Source organism: Luteimonas panaciterrae (genome assembly GCF_020511115.1).
GTDB classification, from domain to species: Bacteria; Pseudomonadota; Gammaproteobacteria; order Xanthomonadales; family Xanthomonadaceae; genus Luteimonas; species Luteimonas panaciterrae.
Window position 1 is genome coordinate 345829 of record NZ_JAJAVH010000001.1, and the last position, 18002, is coordinate 363830.

Consider the following 18002-nt stretch of genomic DNA (forward strand, 5'->3'; position numbering starts at 1 on the left):
GCGCGGGGAGGGCATGCTGCCCTGCGCCATCGGGTGCCGGTTTCGCGACATCGGCACGGCATGCGCGGTCTTTCAACAGAACACAGGGATGGCTGGACCGGACGTTCCGATCGGCGGACTGTCGCCGGGAAAGGCCGCGACGCTGCTATGGCGAATGGCAGGGGGTGAAACCATGCGGCTTGATTACGATGCATGGTTTGCCGTCTCTCGTGCAGGAGTCTGGAATGTCGCGTCCGTTGTCCGATCGTCCGTCGTCGCTGTTGGCCGCCATCGTGCTGGCGCTCGGATTCGCCGCGGCAATCCCCACTGCGCACGCACAGCGTGGTGCGATGCCGGCCGATACCGCGTATCCCGGCACGATCGCGCTGGAAGTGGACGCCACCGATCTGCAGCACCGCGTCTTCCGCGCCAAGCAGCGCATTCCGGTGCAGCCGGGCCCGCTGACGCTGCTGTATCCGCAATGGCTGCCCGGCAGACACGCCGGCTACGGTTCGGTGGACAAGTACGCCGGCCTGACCATCACCGCCAACGGCCAGCGCCTGGCCTGGAAACGCGATCCACTCGACGTATACGCCTTCAACGTCGACATCCCGCAGGGCGTGAGCGAGATCGAGATCGCCGCGCAGTACATCACACCCACCGATCGCGATCAGGGCCGCGTGGTGATGACGCCGGCGATGCTCAACCTGCAATGGAACATGATCGCGCTGTATCCGGCCGGGCACGCGGCCAGCAAGATCACCATCGTGCCGACACTGAAAGTGCCCGCGGGCTGGCAGCCGTTCACCGCGCTCGACGTCGACACGCGCACGGGCGACACCGTGCGCTACAAGCCGGTCGACTTCGACACCCTGGTCGATTCCCCGGTCTACGCCGGCAAGCACGCCAAGACGTTCGATCTCGATCCCGGTGCGAAGGTGCCGGTGCGCCTGAACGTGGTCGCCGACGATCCGCGTTATCTCGAAGCCAAGCCCGAGCATCTGGCGCAGCACCGCAATCTCGTGCAGCAGGCCTACAAGCTGTTCGGCTCGCATCATTACGACCATTACGACTTCCTGTTCTCGCTTTCCGACCAGATGTCCGGTAACGGCCTGGAGCATCAGCGCTCCAGCGAGAACGGCATGGACGTGGACTATTTCAAGGACTGGGACCCGAAGGTCGGCACCGACGATCTGCTGCCGCACGAGTTCACGCATTCGTGGAACGGCAAGTTCCGCCGCCCGGCGGGACTGCTCACGCCGAGCTTCAACGTGCCGATGCAGGACGACCTGCTCTGGGTCTACGAAGGGCAAACCCAGTACTGGGGCAACGTGCTCGCCTCGCGCGCGGGCCTGCGCACGCAGGCGCAGTCGCGCGACGAACTCGCGCTGGTCGCCGCCACCTACGCCGACAACCGCCCGGGCCTGGGCTGGCGCGACGTGCAGGACACCACCAACGATCCGATCATCGCGCAGCGTCGCCCCAAGCCCTATCGCGGCTGGCAGATGAGCGAGGACTACTACCAGGCCGGCCAGCTGATCTGGCTCGAAGTCGACGCGCGCCTGCGGGCGAAGAGCGACGGCAAGAAATCGCTGGACGATTTCGCGCACGCCTTCTTCGGTGTCGACAACGGCAGTTGGACCGCGAAGCCATACGACTTCGAGGAAGTGGTCGCCACGTTGAACAGCGTGGCCGCCGACGACTGGGCCGGCTTCCTGCGTGCGCGCCTGGACGGCCACGGCCCGCTGACCGGCGGACTGGAAGCCAGCGGCTGGAAGCTGGTCTACACCGACATACCGAACGCGGCCGCGAAAGCGCAGGCCAAGGGACCGCGCGGGACTGACGATTTCCTCTACTCGCTCGGCTTCACTGTCGGCAAGGACGGCAAGTTCAGCGATGTGCGCTGGGACGGCCCCGCGTTCAACGCCGGCATCGGCGCCGGCATGAGCCTGCTCGCCGTCGATGATCGCGCCTACAGCAAGGAAAATCTGGAGGATGCGATCAAGGCCGCCAAGACTTCCGGCGCGCCGATCAAGTTGCTGGTGAAGGATTTCGATCGCTATCGCACGGTGTCGATCGATTATCGCGGCGGGTTGCGTTATCCGCATCTGGAACGCATCGAGGGCAAGGCCGATCATCTGACCGCGATCTTCGCGCCGAAAAAATAATCGGCATCGAGGACGCGGCCGAGGGATCGCATGGAGCGCATCGTGTCCAGGGAAGACAGCATCGGCCCGCGCAACGCGGGCATCGATGCGCTGCGCGGCCTCTCGATCCTGCTGGTGGTGATCCACCACGTCGCCCTGCGCATTCCCTTGCGCGAGACGGCGCTGATCGACTTCCTGCCCAAGCGTCTGCTCAATGCGTTGAGCTACAACGGCTACGAAGCGGTCTTCGTATTCTTCGTGATCTCCGGGTTCCTGATCACGCTGCATTCGTTACAGCGTTGGGGCCGGTTGTCGGCCATCGACGTGCGCGCGTTCTACCTGCGGCGCGCCGCGCGGATCGTGCCGTGCCTGTTGCTCCTGCTGGTGGTGTTGTCGGTCATGCACCTGATTGGTGTGCCGAATTACGTGATCGACAAACCGACGCAGTCGCTCGGTGGCGCCTTGCTGTCGGCGCTCGGCTTGACGCTCAACTGGTACGAAGGCCGCACCGGCTGGCTGCCGGGCGGCTGGGACGTGTTGTGGTCGCTGTCGATCGAGGAAGCGTTCTATCTCGGGTTCCCACTCGCATGTCTGCTGCTGCGTGGTGGCCGATGGCTGGCGGTCGGGCTCGCGGTGCTGGCATTGTCATTGCCGGTCACGCGCGCGGCGCTGGAAGGCAACGAGATCTGGCAGGAGAAGGCCTATCTGCCCGGCATGGCCGCGATCGCGACCGGCGTGCTTGCCGCGATGGCGGTGTGGCGCTGGCGCGCGAGCGTGCGCGAGGCGACGCTGCTGTGCGTGCTCGGCGCGACGGGGATCATCGCCGTGCTGGGCTGGGGCGGGGTGCTGTGGAAGCTGTTCGGCAACGGCACGATGCTGGTGCTCACCGGCTCCGCGGCCTGTCTGATCATGGGATTGCACTGGCGCCAGTCGCGCGGTCTCGCGTCGGCGCCGCGCGGCACGGGTTGGCTGCGTTCGTTCGGGCGCCTGAGCTACGAGGTGTATCTCACCCACATGTTCGTGGTGTTCGCCGTGGTCGGCTTGTTCCGGTTGAGCGGTGGAGACATGCGGCATGGCTTCTGGTGGTACCTGCCTGCATTGTTCTTGTGCTGGACACTAGGCGTGGTCGTCGCGCGCCTGTTCTCGGAGCCTTGTGATCGCACGCTGCGGCGGCGTTGGTTGCCGCATGCGGTGGTTTCGCCCGATGTGGATGTTTCCGCGGCGCTGAGGCGTTCTTCGACGCAGGGCTGATCTCGGGCATACGAAGTGCTTCGGATGCCTTGTCGGTGAAGTGCTATTTGTTCCTGGTTTCGGAAAACGTCGCGATCCGTTCCATCAGATGACCGGCTTCGATCAGGCGTTCCCGCTCCTTGGCGGTCAAGCGCGTCTGCATGACGTCGACCAACCAGTGCTCGCGGCGGGCACGGCTTTCGCTGAGTAGACGGCGGCCGATCTCGGTCAGCTGCACCCTGACCTTGCGACGATCCTCGGCATCGGGAATTCGGACGATGAGATCGTCCTCTTCGAGATCGCGCAGCGCCTTGGCGAGGTTGGAGGAGCGCATGCCTTCGGATGCGGCCAGCCGCGAGGGCGTGGCGTCCTTGCCGAGACGGTCAATGGCGCCCATCAGCAGCAAGCGCGCCCAAGGCATCGCTTCGGTCTGTGCCTGCTGGCGCAAACAGCGCACCAGGGACATCAGTTGTTCGCGCAAGCGTCTGGCGTCGGCATTCTTCATCGGCGGCGGGATTCCAGAGCGAATCGACAGCTTGACCCGAGGCTAAACAAGCCAAGCGTGTGGAGGGAGGTGCAGGATTGATATATATAGATAGCTATATTAGTATAGTTAAATATTCGCTTCCAGACAAGCCTCTCCCGAGTCACGGAACCAGGAAAATGAACACCGCACTGATCGGCCTCGACTACATCGTCGACATCGCGCATCCGGATGGAAAAATCGCGCGTTCGGCCAGGCACGTCGCCGAACGCGATGTGATCGCCAAGGCCAATCGCGCGCTGGCGATCGCGCGGGACAAGGGCTGGTTCCGCATCCTGGTCAGGGTGGGTTTCGCGGCCGGCTATGCCGATCAGCCCAAGCAGTCGCCGATGTTCGGAAAGGCGCACACGCTTGGCGCGATCGCCCTCGATGGCCCGGGCACGGCGTTTCATCCGGAGCTGCGGGCCGATCTCGCCGATCTCGTCATCACCAAGCCGCGCGTGAGCGCCTTCTACGGCACGAGTCTGGACGCGGCGCTACGCGCGCATCGCATCGAACGGCTCGTGATCTGCGGCGTCAGCAGTAGCTGGGCGGTGCAGAGCACAGCGCGCGATGCGCATGACCGCGACTATCAGGTCATCGTCCTCGACGATGCCTGCGCCGCCGCCAGCGAGGAAGAACATCGCAGCTCGATGGCGCTGCTCGCCACCATCGCCAGTGTCATCACTGTCGAGGAACTCTCGCGGCTGTGACAACCATCGCCAGCACCTGGGTGCATGCCGAGATCGATGCGCCGCGGCTGCGGCGTACCGTGATCGTGCTGCTGCCGTTGTTGCTGGCCGCGCTCGTGACGGGTGACGAACGCTGGCTGAGCGCGCTGGTGGTCACGATCTCCTGCTTCATCGCGTTCGACAGTGCTTCGCTGGCGCCGACGGGTGTATTGCTGCACGGGCTGGTCGTCCTGATCGGATTTCTGGCGCTGTTCTTCGCGCTGCGAGTGCCCGTGGTTTTCGTCCTCGGCTGCGCCGTGCTGGCGGCCATCACGACGGGCATCACCCGCTTTGGAAGCGGCTTGCGCTCGCTGGGCAGCTTCACGTTCGTGCCCGCGCTGTATCTCGCTTGCGAGGCCGCGGAAAACTGCCCGCCGGAGATGTTTCCGCAGCGCGCCGCGCAGCTCTTGCCGTATTTCTGTGCCGCGATCCTTCCCGTCCTGGTCGCGTCGCTGGTGGTGCATTTTCGGAACAAATCGTTTCGCGGCGGCGGCATTCTCGCCAGGCTGACCAGGCTTCGAGGCGACGGTGACTTGGGAGAGCGCCGCCTGGCGGGCGAAGCCGTCGTCGCGGTCGTCCTGGCCGTGTCGATCGCCGCCGCACTGGTCGAGTGGCTGCGGCTCGATCACGGGCAGTGGGTGGTGTGGTCGGCCGCGAGCATCGTTACCGGCGACATTGTCACGGCGCGGCGCAAGCTGCGCGATCGCTTTGGCGGCGCGCTGGTGGGCGTCCCGGCCGGGATCGTCCTTGGCTTCGCACTGCCGCACGCGACCATCGCCTATCTGCTGATGACGATCGCGATCCCGCTCACCTTCGTCGCATTCCGCCGCTATTGGGTGGGCTTCGGCGCGCGTTGCGCCTGCATCGCCTGCGCCCTGGTCCTCACCGGCCAATCCATGATCATCGCGGAAGAGCGCGCGCTCAATGTACTGCTGGGTGGCGCCATCGGCGCCTCGTGCGTATTTGGTATTCACGCGATGGCGCGTAGCATGCGCGCATGAACATCCCTCGCGTGCGGCCGTCGTTCCGTGCCGCATGGTCTTCCGACCTCCCTCCGCCCGCCGTTCCGGTGGGCGCGATCGTTCCGGGTGCCGTATCGAAGACGCCGTCACGTGCAGCGAGGCATGAGCTTCTTCCAGCAGCGCGTAGTGCGCTTCGAATATCGAGGAGATTGCGATGAAGGCGGCGGAACTGTTCGTCAAGGCCTTGGAGGCCGAAGGCGTGCGTCACATCTTCGGCGTTCCCGGCGAAGAGAATCTGGATTTTGTCGAAGCGCTGCGGCATTCGTCGATCCGTCTGATCGTCACGCGCCATGAGCAGGCGGCCGGCTTCATGGCGGCGACGTGGGGACGTCTCACCGGCGAGGCGGGCGTGGCGCTGTCCACGCTCGGGCCGGGCGCCACCAATCTGGTCACGGCCGCCGCGTATGCGCAGCTGGGCGCGATGCCGATGCTGATGGTCACGGGCCAGAAGCCGATCCGCACGCACAAGCAGGGCTTGTTCCAGCTGGTGGACGTGGTCGACATGATGCAGCCGTTGACCAAGTACACGCGCCAGATCATCTCGGCGGCGACGATTCCGGCACGCGTCCGCGAAGCCTTCCGTCGCGCCGAGGAGGAGCGGCCGGGCGCGGTGCATCTCGAACTGCCGGAAGACGTGGCCGGCGACAACGCCGACGATGCGATCCTGCTACCCACCGAATACGCGCGCCGCCCGCTCGCCGACGATGCCGCGCTGGCGCAAGCGGCCGAGGCGATCCGTAATGCGAAACAGCCGATCCTGATGATCGGCGCGGGTGCCAACCGCCAGCGCACCGCCAAGGCGCTGCGCGATTTCGTCGACAAGCTCGGTATCGCCTTCTTCACCACGCAGATGGGCAAGGGCGTCGTCGACGAGGAGCATCCGCTATGGCTGGGCAACGCCGCGCTGTCGGACGGCGATTTCGTGCATCGCGCCATCGATGCCGCGGACGTGATCATCAACGTCGGCCACGACGTGGTGGAGAAGCCGCCGTTCCTGATGCGCAAGGGGCGGCGCACGGTCATCCATATCAACTTCTCGTCGGCCGAGGTCGACACGGTGTATTTCCCGCAGATCGAGGTCGTCGGCGACATCGCGCACACGGTCGAGTGGCTGACCGGGGCGATCGAGCCGCAGGCGCACTGGGATTTCGCCTTCTTCGACAAGGTGCGCGTTGCTTTCCATGAGCAGCTGCATGCCTACGCCGACGATCCGCGCTTCCCAATGCATCCGGTGCGCATCGTGGAGGACACGCGCAAGGGCATGCCGGACGACAGCATCCTGTGTCTGGACAACGGCATGTACAAGATCTGGTACGCGCGTTACTACCGTGCGCGCAGCCCGCACACGGTGCTGCTGGACAATGCGCTGGCGACGATGGGCGCCGGCCTGCCGTCGGCGATCGCGGCGAAGATGGTGCATCCGCATTGCAAGGTTTTAGCGATCTGTGGCGACGGCGGTTTCATGATGAACGCGCAGGAGCTGGAGACGGCGGTGCGGCTGAAGTTGGATCTGGTGATCCTGCTGCTGCGCGACGATGCCTACGGCATGATCCGCTGGAAGCAGGCGGAGATGGGATACGGAGATTACGGGATGCGCTTCGGCAATCCCGATTTCGTCGCCTTCGCCGAGGCGCATGGCGCGCATGGGCATCGTCCGGCCAGTGCCGACGAGTTCCTGCCGACGTTACAGCGCGCCTATGATCAGGGTGGCGTGCATCTGATCGATCTGGCGATCGATTACTCCGACAACCATCGCGTGCTCAATGAGGAAATTCGCGAGTTGAGCGCTGCGGTTTAATTACGCAGGCTCCTCATGTTCGTCATTCCCGCCTTTGCGGGAATGACGAACGGTTTGGTCAAGCCGCTTGCACGATCCGCAGCGGATTCTTCCACTCTTTCAGCAGCTCCGCCTCGCGCGCCTTGGCCTTGTGCAGGTGCGCTTCCTTGACGTGGCCATAGCCGCGGATCTGTTCGGGAATACCGGCGATCTCCGCCGCGAGGCCGACGTTGCCGGCATCCAGGGTGTCGAGCAGGCCGCCGATGGTCTTCTCGTAATCGGCGATCAGCTGGCGTTCGCTCTTGCGCTCCTCGGTGTAGCCGAAGATGTCGAGTGCGCTGCCGCGCAGGCCGCGCAGTTTGGCGAGCAGCTTGAAGGCGGTGAACACCCACGGGCCGTATTCGCGCTTCTGCAGGCGGCCTTCGGCGTCCTTCTTCGCCAGCAGCGGCGGGGCGAGGTGGAAGTGCACCTTGTAGTCGCCGTCGAACTGCTGCTCGATGCGGCGCTTGAACTCGCCGCTGGTATACAGGCGCGCCACTTCGTATTCGTCCTTGTACGCCATCAGCTTGAAGAAGTAGCGGGCGACGGCTTCGGACAGATCGGTGGAGCCGGGCACCTTGGCGGTTTCGGCGTTGCGCACCTTGGTGACGAGGTCGGTGTAGCGCTTGGCGTAGGCGGCGTTCTGGTACTCGGCAAGGAAGGCGCCACGGCGGCTGATCACTTCATCGAGCGAGCGTGACAGGCGCAGGTCGTCGAGCGGGAGGAAGGTGACGTTGTCATTGCCCTGTGCCGGCACGTGGCGCAGTTCGTCGCCGCGGCGCTGTGGCGCGGGTGCGGCGGTCGCGCCCCATTCCGTGCTTTCCCATTCGCCCGGCGGAAGGGATTCCAGCGCGTTCGGTGTGCTTTCGGCTGCGGTCGGGGCGTTGCGGACGATGCCGGCGGCTTCCGCGACGGCGTCGGGATCGACCGCGGCCAGGCGGCCCCAGGCGAAGGCGGTCTTGTTCATCTCGATCGCGGCGCCGTTCAATTCGACGGCGCGCATCAGCGCTTCGAACGAGATCGGCACCAGGCCGCGCTGCCAGGCGTAGCCGAGGATGAAGAGGTTGGCGGCGATGGCATCGCCCATCAGCGCGGTGGCGAGCTGCGTGGCGTCGACCAGCATCGGCGCGCCATCGCCCATGGCCTGTTTCACGGCATGCACGATATCGGTGGCCGGGAACTGCATGTCCGGACGCGTGGTGAAGGTGCCGGGCATCGCTTCGTAGGTGTTGAGCACGACCTGGGTGCGGCCGACGCGAATCTTCGACAGCGCCCAGTAGTCGTTCACCACGACCATGTCGCAGCCGAGCACGAGGTCGGCCTCGCCTGCGGCGATGCGCACCGCGTGCAGGTCCGCGGGCGTGCGCGCGAAGCGGATGTGGGTGGTGACGGCGCCGCCCTTCTGGGCGAGGCCGGTCTGGTCGAGCACGGTGGAGCCGCGGCCTTCCAGATGCCCGGCCATGCCGAGCAGGGCGCCGATGGTGACCACGCCCGTGCCGCCGACGCCGGTGATGAGGATGTTCCAGGGCTGTGACAGGTCGGTCGCGAACTGCGGCATCGGCAGGTTCGCCAGACGATCTGCCGCGCTCGCTCGGCTCTTACCAGGCACGCCGCCCTTGCGCGGCGCGCCGCCGTGCACGGTGACGAAGCTGGGGCAGAAGCCTTCGACGCAGCTGTAGTCCTTGTTGCAGTTGCTCTGGTCGATCTCGCGCTTGCGGCCGAATTCGGTGTCCTTGGGCAGCACGGAGACGCAGAAGCTCTTCACGCCGCAATCGCCGCAGCCTTCGCACACGAGCGTGTTGACGAACACGCGCTTCTGCGGATCGACCATCTTGCCGCGCTTGCGGCGGCGGCGCTTCTCGGTGGCGCAGGTCTGATCGTAGATCATGATGCTGACGCCCTTCACTTCGCGCAGGCGCTTCTGCGTGGCGTCGAGTTCGCGGCGGTCGAGGAATTCGACGCCGGACGGGAAAATGGTCTTGTCCGACCACTTCTCGATGTCGTCGGACAGCACGACGATGGTCTGCACGCCTTCGGCGCGCATCTGGTGTGCGATCTGCGGCACCGACAGCGTGCCGTCGACGGGCTGGCCACCGGTCATCGCCACCGCATCGTTGTAGAGGATCTTGTAGGTGATGTTGACGCCGGCCGCGATCGACTGGCGGATCGCCAGCGAACCGCTGTGGAAGTAGGTGCCGTCGCCGAGGTTCTGGAAGACGTGCGGCGTATCGGTGAACGCGGCCTGCCCGCACCAGGTGACGCCTTCGCCGCCCATCTGGGTGAAGGTGTCGGTGCTGCGGTCCATCCAGGTGACCATGTAGTGGCAACCGATGCCGCCGAGCGCGCGGCTGCCTTCCGGCACCTTGGTCGAGGTGTTGTGCGGGCAGCCGGAGCAGTAGTGCGGCACGCGCGGGAACTGCGCGCGCGGCAGGGCGAGTTCGCTTTCCTTGGCGTCCATCCAGCGCAGCACGTCGCGCATCTGCTCGCTGTCATGGAAGCGCTGGATGCGGCGGGCGATCACGCCGGCGATGCGCGCGGGGGTGAGTTCGTTGGTGGAAGGGAGAATCCATTCGCCGCTTTCGTCGTACTTGCCGACGATGGAAGGGCGGCTGTTATCGAGATTGCTGCTGTCAGAAAGCCTGAAGTCGAAGTTGTAGAACAGCTCCTTCATCTGGCTTTCGATGAAGCTGTGCTTCTCCTCGACCACGACGATGTCCTGCAGGCCGCGCGCGAAGTTGCGGATGCCGATCGGTTCCAGCGGCCAGGTCATGCCGACCTTGTAGACGCGGATGCCGAGATCGGCGCAGGCGCGAGCGTCCAGGCCCAGGTATTCCAGCGCCTGCAGCACGTCGAGATAGCTCTTGCCGGTGGTGACGATGCCCAGGCGCGCATTCGGCGAATCGATCACGGTGCGATCGATGCGGTTGGCGCGGGCGAAGGCTTGCGCGGCCTTCACCGCGTAGCGATGCAGACGCATTTCCTGATCGAGCGGCGGATCGGGCCAGCGGATGTTCAAGCCGCCCGGCGGCATTTCGAAATCGTCCGGTGTGACGATCTGCAGTGCGAACGGATTCACGTCCACGGATGCGGAGGATTCCACCGTTTCCGCGATCGTCTTGAAGCCGACCCAGCGGCCCGTGTAACGCGACATCGCCCAGCCGATCAGGCCGAGTTCGAGGATGTCCTGCACGCCGGCCGGGTTGAGGATCGGCATCATCGCGCTGGTGAACTCGCCTTCCGAGCCGTGCGGCAGGGTGGACGAACGGCAGGCGTGGTCATCGGCGGCCAGCGCCAGCACGCCGCCGTGCTTCGAGGTGCCGGCGGCGTTGCCGTGCTTGAACACGTCGCCGCAGCGATCCACGCCCGGACCCTTGCCGTACCACATCGCGTAGACGCCATCGACCTTGGCACCGGGGAACAGGTTGGTCTGCTGCGTGCCCCAGACCATGGTGGCGCCAAGGTCCTCGTTGAGGCCGGGCTGGAATTTCACGCCGGCTTCGGCGAGATATTTCTTCGCCCGCCACAGTTCGAGGTCGAAGCCACCGAGCGGCGAACCGCGATAGCCGGAGATGAAGCCGCCGGTGTTCAGGCCGGCGGCCTGATCGCGCAGCCGCTGCATCAGCGGCAGCCGCACCAGCGCCTGCACACCGCTGAGGTAGATGCGGCCCTCGGTGCGGGTGAACTTGTCCTCGAGCGTGTAGTCGGGATCGACCACGCCGTGCGTGAGCAGGGTGTTGGCGGAGGCGGGCGAAGACAGTTCGGCGGTGCTGGTCATGGGGCCTGCTCGTGGCGACGGCGCGTGGAACGCGCCGTTGGCTGCGGAAAGGCGGCGATTTTAACAGTCGGGCCCGCCTTTCCCTTCTCCCTCCGGGAGATCGAAGCCGCTTCAAGCGGCTGAGGGGCGCGCAGCGCCGGATGAGGGCGCGAAAATGATTTGCCAGGGAACGTTCCCGTGGAGCGGGGGTTTCCCGCCCTCATCCGCCCTCCGGGCACCTTCTCCCGGAGGGAGAAGGGAAGAGCTAGTGCGTTACTGCGCGTCTTCGATCGGAATGTTGTGCTTGAGCAGCCAGTCCTTGATCGCCTCGCGCTGGCGGCGGGTCTCGCCGTTGAGGACCTTGTCCGGCGTCATGAACAGGTAGCGCTGGAAGGTCGAGCCGCGGGCGTTCTTGAGGTTCGGGTTGGCGCCGTCCTCGAGCAGCTGCAGGGCGCGGCCCATCTCGTTGATCTTGGCGGCCACGTGCAGGGCGGAATTGCCCTGGCGGTCGACGGCGTCGAGCTTGGCGCCGGCCTTGAGCAGCAGGTCGGCGTTCTCGGAACGCTCGGTCATCAGCGCGGACATCAGCGGCGTGGCCTGGGTGAGCGTGTTCGGGGTGTCGGGGCTCACGCCGCGCGCCAGCAGGGTTTCCAGCCAGTACGGGGTGTTGGCCTGCGCGGCCAGGTGCACGGCGGTGTTGCCGTCGCTGTCGCCACGGGTGGGGTCGGCGCCGGCAGCGAGCAGGGCCTCGAAGCCGCTGCGGGTCTGGTTGAGCATCGCCCACTGCAGCAGCGGCAGCCCGTTCTCGCCCTCGGCGTTGGGATTGGCGCCGCCGGCGACCAGCTCGCGGATCTTGCCGGCATCCCCGTCCTTGACGGCCTCGGCCAGGGTGGCGGTGGTGGAATCGGTGAAGATCTTGTTGCTCGACATCGCAGAGGTTCCTGATCGGGCGCAGGCGGTGCAGGCGAACAGCATAAGCGACGCCAACAGCGCCAAGCGAACACCGGACCGCAGCGCGGAAACTGTCATGGAAGAGGTCATCTCAGGGGAGAGTCCGCGGGGGATCGCGGCGGGACGCGCCTTTGTGGAGAGTCCGGACATCGCAGCTGCGTCGTCAACGCGGCGAGGCGTGCGGGCTTTTGCGGAGGGATCCGCGTGGATTGAAGGGGTCATAAGACTTGAAATGAACAGGCCCGGCTGCCGAATGCAGCCGGGCCTGCAGCATAACGGAACGGAAGAAACGGACCGTTAGAGGACAGAAACCTCACCAGTTCCAGGGCATCGCCTTGCTGACCTTGTCGCCGACCCAGCTAGCACCGTCGGCGATCTTGCCGCCGGTCCACTTCAGGCCGTCGACGGTCTTGCCACCGAGCCACTGCGCGCCGTCCGTCAGGGCCTGCGCGCCGTCGCCGAGGCGATCGACGCCCCATTCGACCAGGTCGCCGCCCTTGTCGGTCAGCCATTCCACGCCCTTGCCGAGGCCGTCGGTGCCCTTGGCGACCAGGTTGCCGCCGCCTTCGACCAGACCGGCGACGAAGTCGAGCGGTTTCTCGACGATCGTGCCCCGGCCGACATCGCGCAGGAACTGGCCGCCGGTGTCGGTGACGTTCTGCACCGTGTCGCCGGCCAGCGACAGCGTGTTCGAGGCGGTCTTGCCGACCAGGTTGAGGCTGCCGTCGACCACGTCACCGACGATGCTGACCGTGCCTTCGACGTAGTTGCCCTGGCCGTAGTCGTTCTGGGCGGTGTTCTTGATCTCGCCGACGGTGTCCTTGACGGTGTTGACGGTGTCGTTGAAGTTGCTGCGGACGGTCTGCGCGAGGTTGCCGATCTGGTTGAACACCATCTCGCCGCCGTTCTGGATGGTGTTGAACACCAGTCCGTGTTCCTTCGGCTCGTATGGCGTCTGCGTGCGCAGCGATTCGACATAGGACGTGTCATCGCCGCTGCCGCCGTGGGTGCCGATGACCGGCGTGGTGCCGGGTGTCGGCGCGACGCGCAGTTCATGGCCGACGGCGTTGGGCGGCGAGCCCACCGGGATCGGGAGGATCGGCAGATCCTGCTGCGCGAGCGTCAACGGATCGGTGTTGACCACGTAGCGGCGGATCTGGCCGCTGTCGGCGAGATCGTCGCGCACCGCGTTCGGATTCATGCCGAGGGCGCGCAGGCTGTCGTTGCTGACACCGGCGGCGTTGAAGGTGACGGCGCTGGCGTCGACCGACAGGGCTGCGAACGACGCCAGGCCGCCACCGAGTGAGTGGCCGGCGAAGGCGACGTTGCCCTTGCCGAATTCGTCCGTGGCTTCCTTGGCGAGCGCCATCGCCTGGTTGTATTGCTTGGTCTCCAGGCCGAAGGCCTGTCCGGCGTCGGCGCGCAGGTCGCCCATTTCCTTCGGATTGGTGCCGGCGTAGGCGACGACGTACTGGCCCTGCGGGTTCTGGAAGATGGCCGCGCGGAAGCCGCTGGTCGTGTCCTCCAGCATCTTCGGATCGATGTTGATCCGGTTGCCGTTGCTGTCGACCAGGTGATCGGGGTTCTCGCCCGGCGCCGTCTGCAGGCGGGTCCAGCCCGCGGCCTTCAGTTCGGCTTCGGACTTGGTGCCGGTGAGGCCGGTCTCGGCATCCGGAATGTCATACGAATCGTTCGCCATCTGCGCGAACAGCAGATCGTTCTGCTGCTGCGGATTCGTGCCGGCGATGCTGTCGCTGAAGGTGCCATCGCCCTTGGGAGCCGGTTGCGGTTCCGGAGGAGGGGGCGGCGGAGGCGGCGGCGGGGGAGGTGGAGGAGGCGGCGGTGGCAGATAAGGTTCGATGGGGAAGCCCATTGTCGCGTCTCCACGGATAATTCCGGTCAGTGGCGCGCAGCATAGGCAAGCCGCTCCCAGACTGAACAGCTAGGACTAACCCTAGTGGTGAGTGAGTTAAATGCGGGGTCGCGGGCGAGGGGCGGCCCGTTTTGTGACACCCGGCTGGAATCAGTCGGCTAGGACTGGTCGGCTAGAAGCCGGTCGGCTGAAAGTCGATGCGTCTCAGCCGACGATCACGTTCAGCCCGCGCCGGCCTCGAGCGGAATCTGGTGCGCGCGCAGCCAGGCCACGACCGCTTCGCGGTTCTGCTTCGCCTCCGCGGTGAGCGATGCGGCCGGCGTCTTGAAGAAATAGGTCTGGAAGGTTTCGCCCTGGGCGTTGCGCGCGTTCGGGTTGGCGCCGCGTTCGAGCAGCAGCAGCACGTGCTGGCCGGCATTGATCATGGCGGCGACGTGCAGCGGCGTGTTGCCGCCGTTGTCGGCGAGATCGGGCTTGGCGCCATGTTCGAGCAGCATGCGGAACTGCGCGTCGGTGCGCGGTCCGGCCGCGCCGCTCAGCGGCGGCGCGCCGGAGCGTTGGTGCGGAATGTTGGGGTCGGCGCCGGCGGCGAGCAGGCGCTTGAGATATTCCGGATTGTTGGCGATGGCCGCGGTATGCACCACGGTGCTGCCGCCGAGGCCGTAGCGATTGGGATCGGCGCCGTTGTCGAGCAGGGCCTGCAGGCCATCGACGTTCTGCGCGGTCACGGTGTACTGCAACAGGGTGGCGCCGCTGTCGTCTTGCGCGTTCGGATCGGCGCCTTCCTTGACGAGCTCGCGCACCTTCGCCTTGTCGCCGTGCGTGGCGGCATGGGCGAGCGCGGTGATCTTGGGGTCGTTATGGAAGGCCTTGTCGGCGACGGGCGGCATGGGATCTTCGCTGCAGGCGGTGACAAGCAGTATGAGTGAAAGCAGCGGCGCGAAAAGGAGGGTGGAGCGCATGACCGGAATCCGTTGACCGGGAAGTGCGCAGCTTAAAGCCCCTTTCCCGACAGGAAAGGGGGTGGCGCGAAAACGCCTATGACTTTCCTATGACGCCCAGGGCCGCTGTTCCTCCAGCGCCTCGATCATGGTCGACTGCCGGTGCAGATCGGCGACGCGCGCGGCCTTGTCCTGGAGGTAGTCGGCGGTGCGCCGCGCCATCTCGACCGGGTTCCACGTCCACTCCGGCGCCTTGATCGGCGGCAGCGGGTCCTTGAGCGTGATTTCGTGGCCGGGAGCGTCCGGCATGATGCTGCTCAGGCCGGGCGTGTCTTCCTGCGCCGCGGTCAGCGGATCGCCGGCGACGTTGTAGCGGCGGATCAGCCCGTCCTCGGCCTGTTGCTTGACGGCGCCGGGATCGAGACCGAGGCGCTCCATGGTCTTGTCGTGCACGCCGGAGGCGTCGAAGGTCACCGCCGGCACGCCGGTGGCGAGTGAGGTGATGCCGGCCAGGCCGCCGCCGAGCGAATGTCCGGTGATGACGAGGTTGCCGTCGCGGCCGAATTCGCTGTTGGTCACCAGCTGCCCCAGCTGCACGGCCTGGTCGTATTGCTCGGCGTCGAAGCCGAGGCCTTGCGGGAAGTTGGCGCCGGTCCAGTCCTGGGTTTCGTTCGAGCCGGAGAAGGCGAGCACGTAATTGCCGTCGCCATCGCCGAAGACGCCGGCGCGGAAGCCGGTTTCCGGTGTTTCCAGCAGCGCGGGATCGATGCCCGCGGCTTGCAGGTCGGCATCGCTCACGCGCGTCCAGTTGCCGACCTGGGTGGTGTTCGGGTCATAGACGGCGTTGGCGATCTTCATCAGATCAAGATCGATCGGCTTGCTGTCCTGGCCGCGCACCTCGCTGGCGAAGCCGGTCGCGGTGGCGCCACCGGGGCCGGTCTTGGGTGTGAAATTGGCCTGCAGGCCGGCGATGGCCGGGTGATAGGACGGTTCGGGCAGGGACGGCTGGGTCGCCGCGGGTGGTTCCGGCGGCGGTGGCGGCGGCGGGGGAGGTGGCGGCGGAGGCGCCAGCACGTGCGACGCGCCGTTGATCGGTCCCAAGCCCATGTGCGTCTGCCCCCGGAGGAATCGTGGGCATGTTCTAAATCCGCCGGGATCGGGCGGACAAGCTGGGGCGTGCCCTAGTGAGGCATGCCCGCGGGTATCGTGGCGGGCGGTCCATTGATGTCGAGATCCCCCATGCGAACCTCACCCCGTCGTCCTCTCCGGCCGGCCGTCGCGATCCTCGCCGCCGCGCTGGCCTGGGGTTTCGCCGTGCCGGCGGCCGCCGCCGACCGCATCACCGGCCAGCCTTTCGCCACCCGCAGCGAGGTCTACGCGCCGCATGCGATGGCGGCCACCTCGCAGCCGCTGGCCACGCAGATCGCGCTCGACACGATGAAGGCCGGCGGCAGCGCGCTCGATGCGGCGATCGCCGCCAACGCCGCGCTCGGCCTGATGGAGCCGACCGGCAACGGCATCGGCGGCGATCTGTTCGCGATCGTCTGGGACCCGAAAACGCGCAAGCTCTACGGCTACAACGGCTCCGGCCGCTCGCCGAAGGCGCTCACGCTGGCCGAGTTCGAGAAGCGCGGGCTCACCGACATTCCGCCGCACGGGCCGCTGCCGGTGAGCGTGCCGGGCACGGTCGATGCCTGGTTCGCATTGCACGAACGCTTCGGCCGCCGCCCGATGCGCGAGAACCTCGCGCCCGCCATCCGCTACGCGCGCGAAGGCTTTCCGGTGAGCGAGGTGATCGCTTATTACTGGAATCTCTCGGTGCCGCGCTTGTCGAAATGGCCGGGCTTCACGGAACAGTTCACGCTCGACGGCAACACGCCTGGGGAAAGACGTGCGCCGCGCACGGGCGAGATCTGGAAGAACCCGAATCTCGCCGACACGCTCTCGAAGATCGCCGAGGGCGGCCGCGACGCGTTCTACAAGGGCGAGATCGCGCGCGTCATCGATGCCTACTTCAAGGCCAACGACGGCTTCCTGCGTTATGAGGATTTGGCCGAGCATCATGGCGAGTGGGTGGAGCCGGTCAGCACCAACTATCGAGGCTACGACGTCTGGGAACTGCCGCCCAACGGCCAGGGCATCGCCGCGCTGCAGATCCTCAACCTGCTCGAACCCTATGACCTCAAAAAATACGGCTTCGGCAGTCCCGAGCACGTGCACCTGTTCGTCGAGGCCAAGAAGCTCGCCTTCGCCGACCGCGCCGCGCTCTACGCCGATCCGGATTTCTACAAGACGCCGGTGGAGAAGCTGATCTCGAAGGCGTATGCGAAGGAGCGCGGCAAGGGCATCTCCCTCGACAAGGCGGCGCGTGTGGTCGCGCCGGGCATTCCGGCGCAGGTCAACGAGGGCGACACCATTTATCTCACCACCGCGGATGCCGACGGGATGATGGTGTCGCTGATCCAGTCCAACTATCGCGGCATGGGCAGCGGCATGGCGCCGCCGGGCCTGGGTTTCATCTTCCAGGATCGCGGCGAGATGTTTGTCTTGAAGAAGGGACACCCCAACAGCTATGCGCCGGGCAAGCGACCGTTCCACACCATCATTCCCGCCTTCGTCACCAAGGACGGCAAGCCGTGGCTGTCGTTCGGCGTGATGGGCGGGGCGATGCAGCCGCAGGGCCATGTGCAGATCCTGCTGAACCTGCTCGACTTCGGCATGAACCTGCAGGAAGCAGGCGACGCCCCGCGCATCCAGCACGACGGCGATGCCGAACCGACCGGACAGAACACGGCGACGCGCGACGGCGGCGAAGTCGATCTGGAAAGCGGCTTCCCCTACGAGACGGTGCGCGCGCTGATGCGCAAGGGCCACAGCGTGCGTTTCGCCGACGGGCCGTATGGCGGCTATCAGGCGATCATGGTGAATCCGCACGGTGGTTATGTCGGTGCCAGCGAGTCGCGCAAGGACGGGCAGGCGGCCGGCTATTGAGACCGTGGCATGGGATGATGGAATCCCGCATCCAGGTCGATGGC

12 protein-coding genes are annotated in these 18002 nt (G+C 66.1%); 6 read left to right on the top strand and 6 right to left on the bottom strand.

What is annotated here, in order from left to right:
- The first annotated feature begins 224 nt into the window (after positions 1-224).
- Both LG367_RS01555 and LG367_RS01560 read left to right on the top strand, forming a co-directional pair.
- On the top strand, positions 225-2147 hold the full coding sequence (locus LG367_RS01555; protein ID WP_226467452.1) for a M61 family metallopeptidase: 1923 nt from the start codon (positions 225-227) through the stop codon (positions 2145-2147).
- Positions 2148-2189: 42 nt separating this feature from the next.
- Positions 2190-3377, top strand: coding sequence for an acyltransferase family protein (locus tag LG367_RS01560; RefSeq protein WP_226467453.1), 1188 nt, complete (start codon positions 2190-2192; stop codon positions 3375-3377).
- Positions 3378-3420: 43 nt separating this feature from the next.
- On the opposite strand, the gene LG367_RS01565 is transcribed toward LG367_RS01560, so the two are convergent.
- Positions 3421-3861, bottom strand: a complete 441-nt coding sequence (locus tag LG367_RS01565; RefSeq protein ID WP_226467454.1) for a MarR family winged helix-turn-helix transcriptional regulator — start codon at positions 3859-3861, stop codon at positions 3421-3423.
- Positions 3862-4019: 158 nt separating this feature from the next.
- Between LG367_RS01565 and LG367_RS01570 the strand changes: the two genes are divergently transcribed.
- The 3 genes from LG367_RS01570 to LG367_RS01580 all read left to right on the top strand — a co-directional run bounded on the left by LG367_RS01570 (position 4020) and on the right by LG367_RS01580 (position 7430).
- Positions 4020-4592, top strand: coding sequence for a cysteine hydrolase family protein (locus LG367_RS01570; protein ID WP_226467455.1), 573 nt, complete (start codon positions 4020-4022; stop codon positions 4590-4592).
- Between the two features lie 20 nt (positions 4593-4612).
- Positions 4613-5611 carry an FUSC family protein gene (locus tag LG367_RS18595; protein ID WP_226467456.1) on the top strand — a complete coding sequence of 333 codons (999 nt, stop codon included), beginning with the start codon at positions 4613-4615 and terminating at the stop codon, positions 5609-5611.
- Between the two features lie 175 nt (positions 5612-5786).
- Positions 5787-7430 (top strand): acetolactate synthase large subunit, encoded by a 1644-nt coding sequence (locus tag LG367_RS01580; RefSeq protein WP_226467457.1) that lies wholly within the window; start codon positions 5787-5789, stop codon positions 7428-7430.
- A gap of 58 nt (positions 7431-7488) precedes the next feature.
- Here the strand turns inward: LG367_RS01580 and LG367_RS01585 are convergent, their stop codons facing one another.
- The 5 genes from LG367_RS01585 to LG367_RS01605 all read right to left on the bottom strand — a co-directional run bounded on the left by LG367_RS01585 (position 7489) and on the right by LG367_RS01605 (position 16074).
- The gene (locus tag LG367_RS01585; protein WP_226467458.1) at positions 7489-11223 is read right to left on the bottom strand and encodes an indolepyruvate ferredoxin oxidoreductase family protein; all 3735 of its coding nucleotides are present in this window, start codon (positions 11221-11223) and stop codon (positions 7489-7491) included.
- Between the two features lie 252 nt (positions 11224-11475).
- Positions 11476-12132: an ankyrin repeat domain-containing protein gene (locus tag LG367_RS01590; protein ID WP_226467459.1), complete on the bottom strand. Its 657-nt coding sequence runs from the start codon at positions 12130-12132 to the stop codon at positions 11476-11478.
- Between the two features lie 334 nt (positions 12133-12466).
- Positions 12467-14026 (bottom strand): Tle-like phospholipase domain-containing protein, encoded by a 1560-nt coding sequence (locus tag LG367_RS01595; RefSeq protein ID WP_226467460.1) that lies wholly within the window; start codon positions 14024-14026, stop codon positions 12467-12469.
- 221 nt (positions 14027-14247) lie between these two features.
- Positions 14248-14988: an ankyrin repeat domain-containing protein gene (locus tag LG367_RS01600; RefSeq protein WP_226467461.1), complete on the bottom strand. Its 741-nt coding sequence runs from the start codon at positions 14986-14988 to the stop codon at positions 14248-14250.
- An 87-nt stretch (positions 14989-15075) separates the two neighbouring features.
- Positions 15076-16074 carry a Tle-like phospholipase domain-containing protein gene (locus LG367_RS01605; protein WP_226467462.1) on the bottom strand — a complete coding sequence of 333 codons (999 nt, stop codon included), beginning with the start codon at positions 16072-16074 and terminating at the stop codon, positions 15076-15078.
- Positions 16075-16206: 132 nt separating this feature from the next.
- Here LG367_RS01605 and ggt point away from each other — a divergent pair, with 132 nt between their 5' ends.
- Complete coding sequence (gene ggt, locus LG367_RS01610; RefSeq protein ID WP_226467463.1) at positions 16207-17958, top strand: gamma-glutamyltransferase; 1752 nt, start codon at positions 16207-16209, stop codon at positions 17956-17958.
- The last annotated feature ends 44 nt before the right edge of the window (positions 17959-18002 follow it).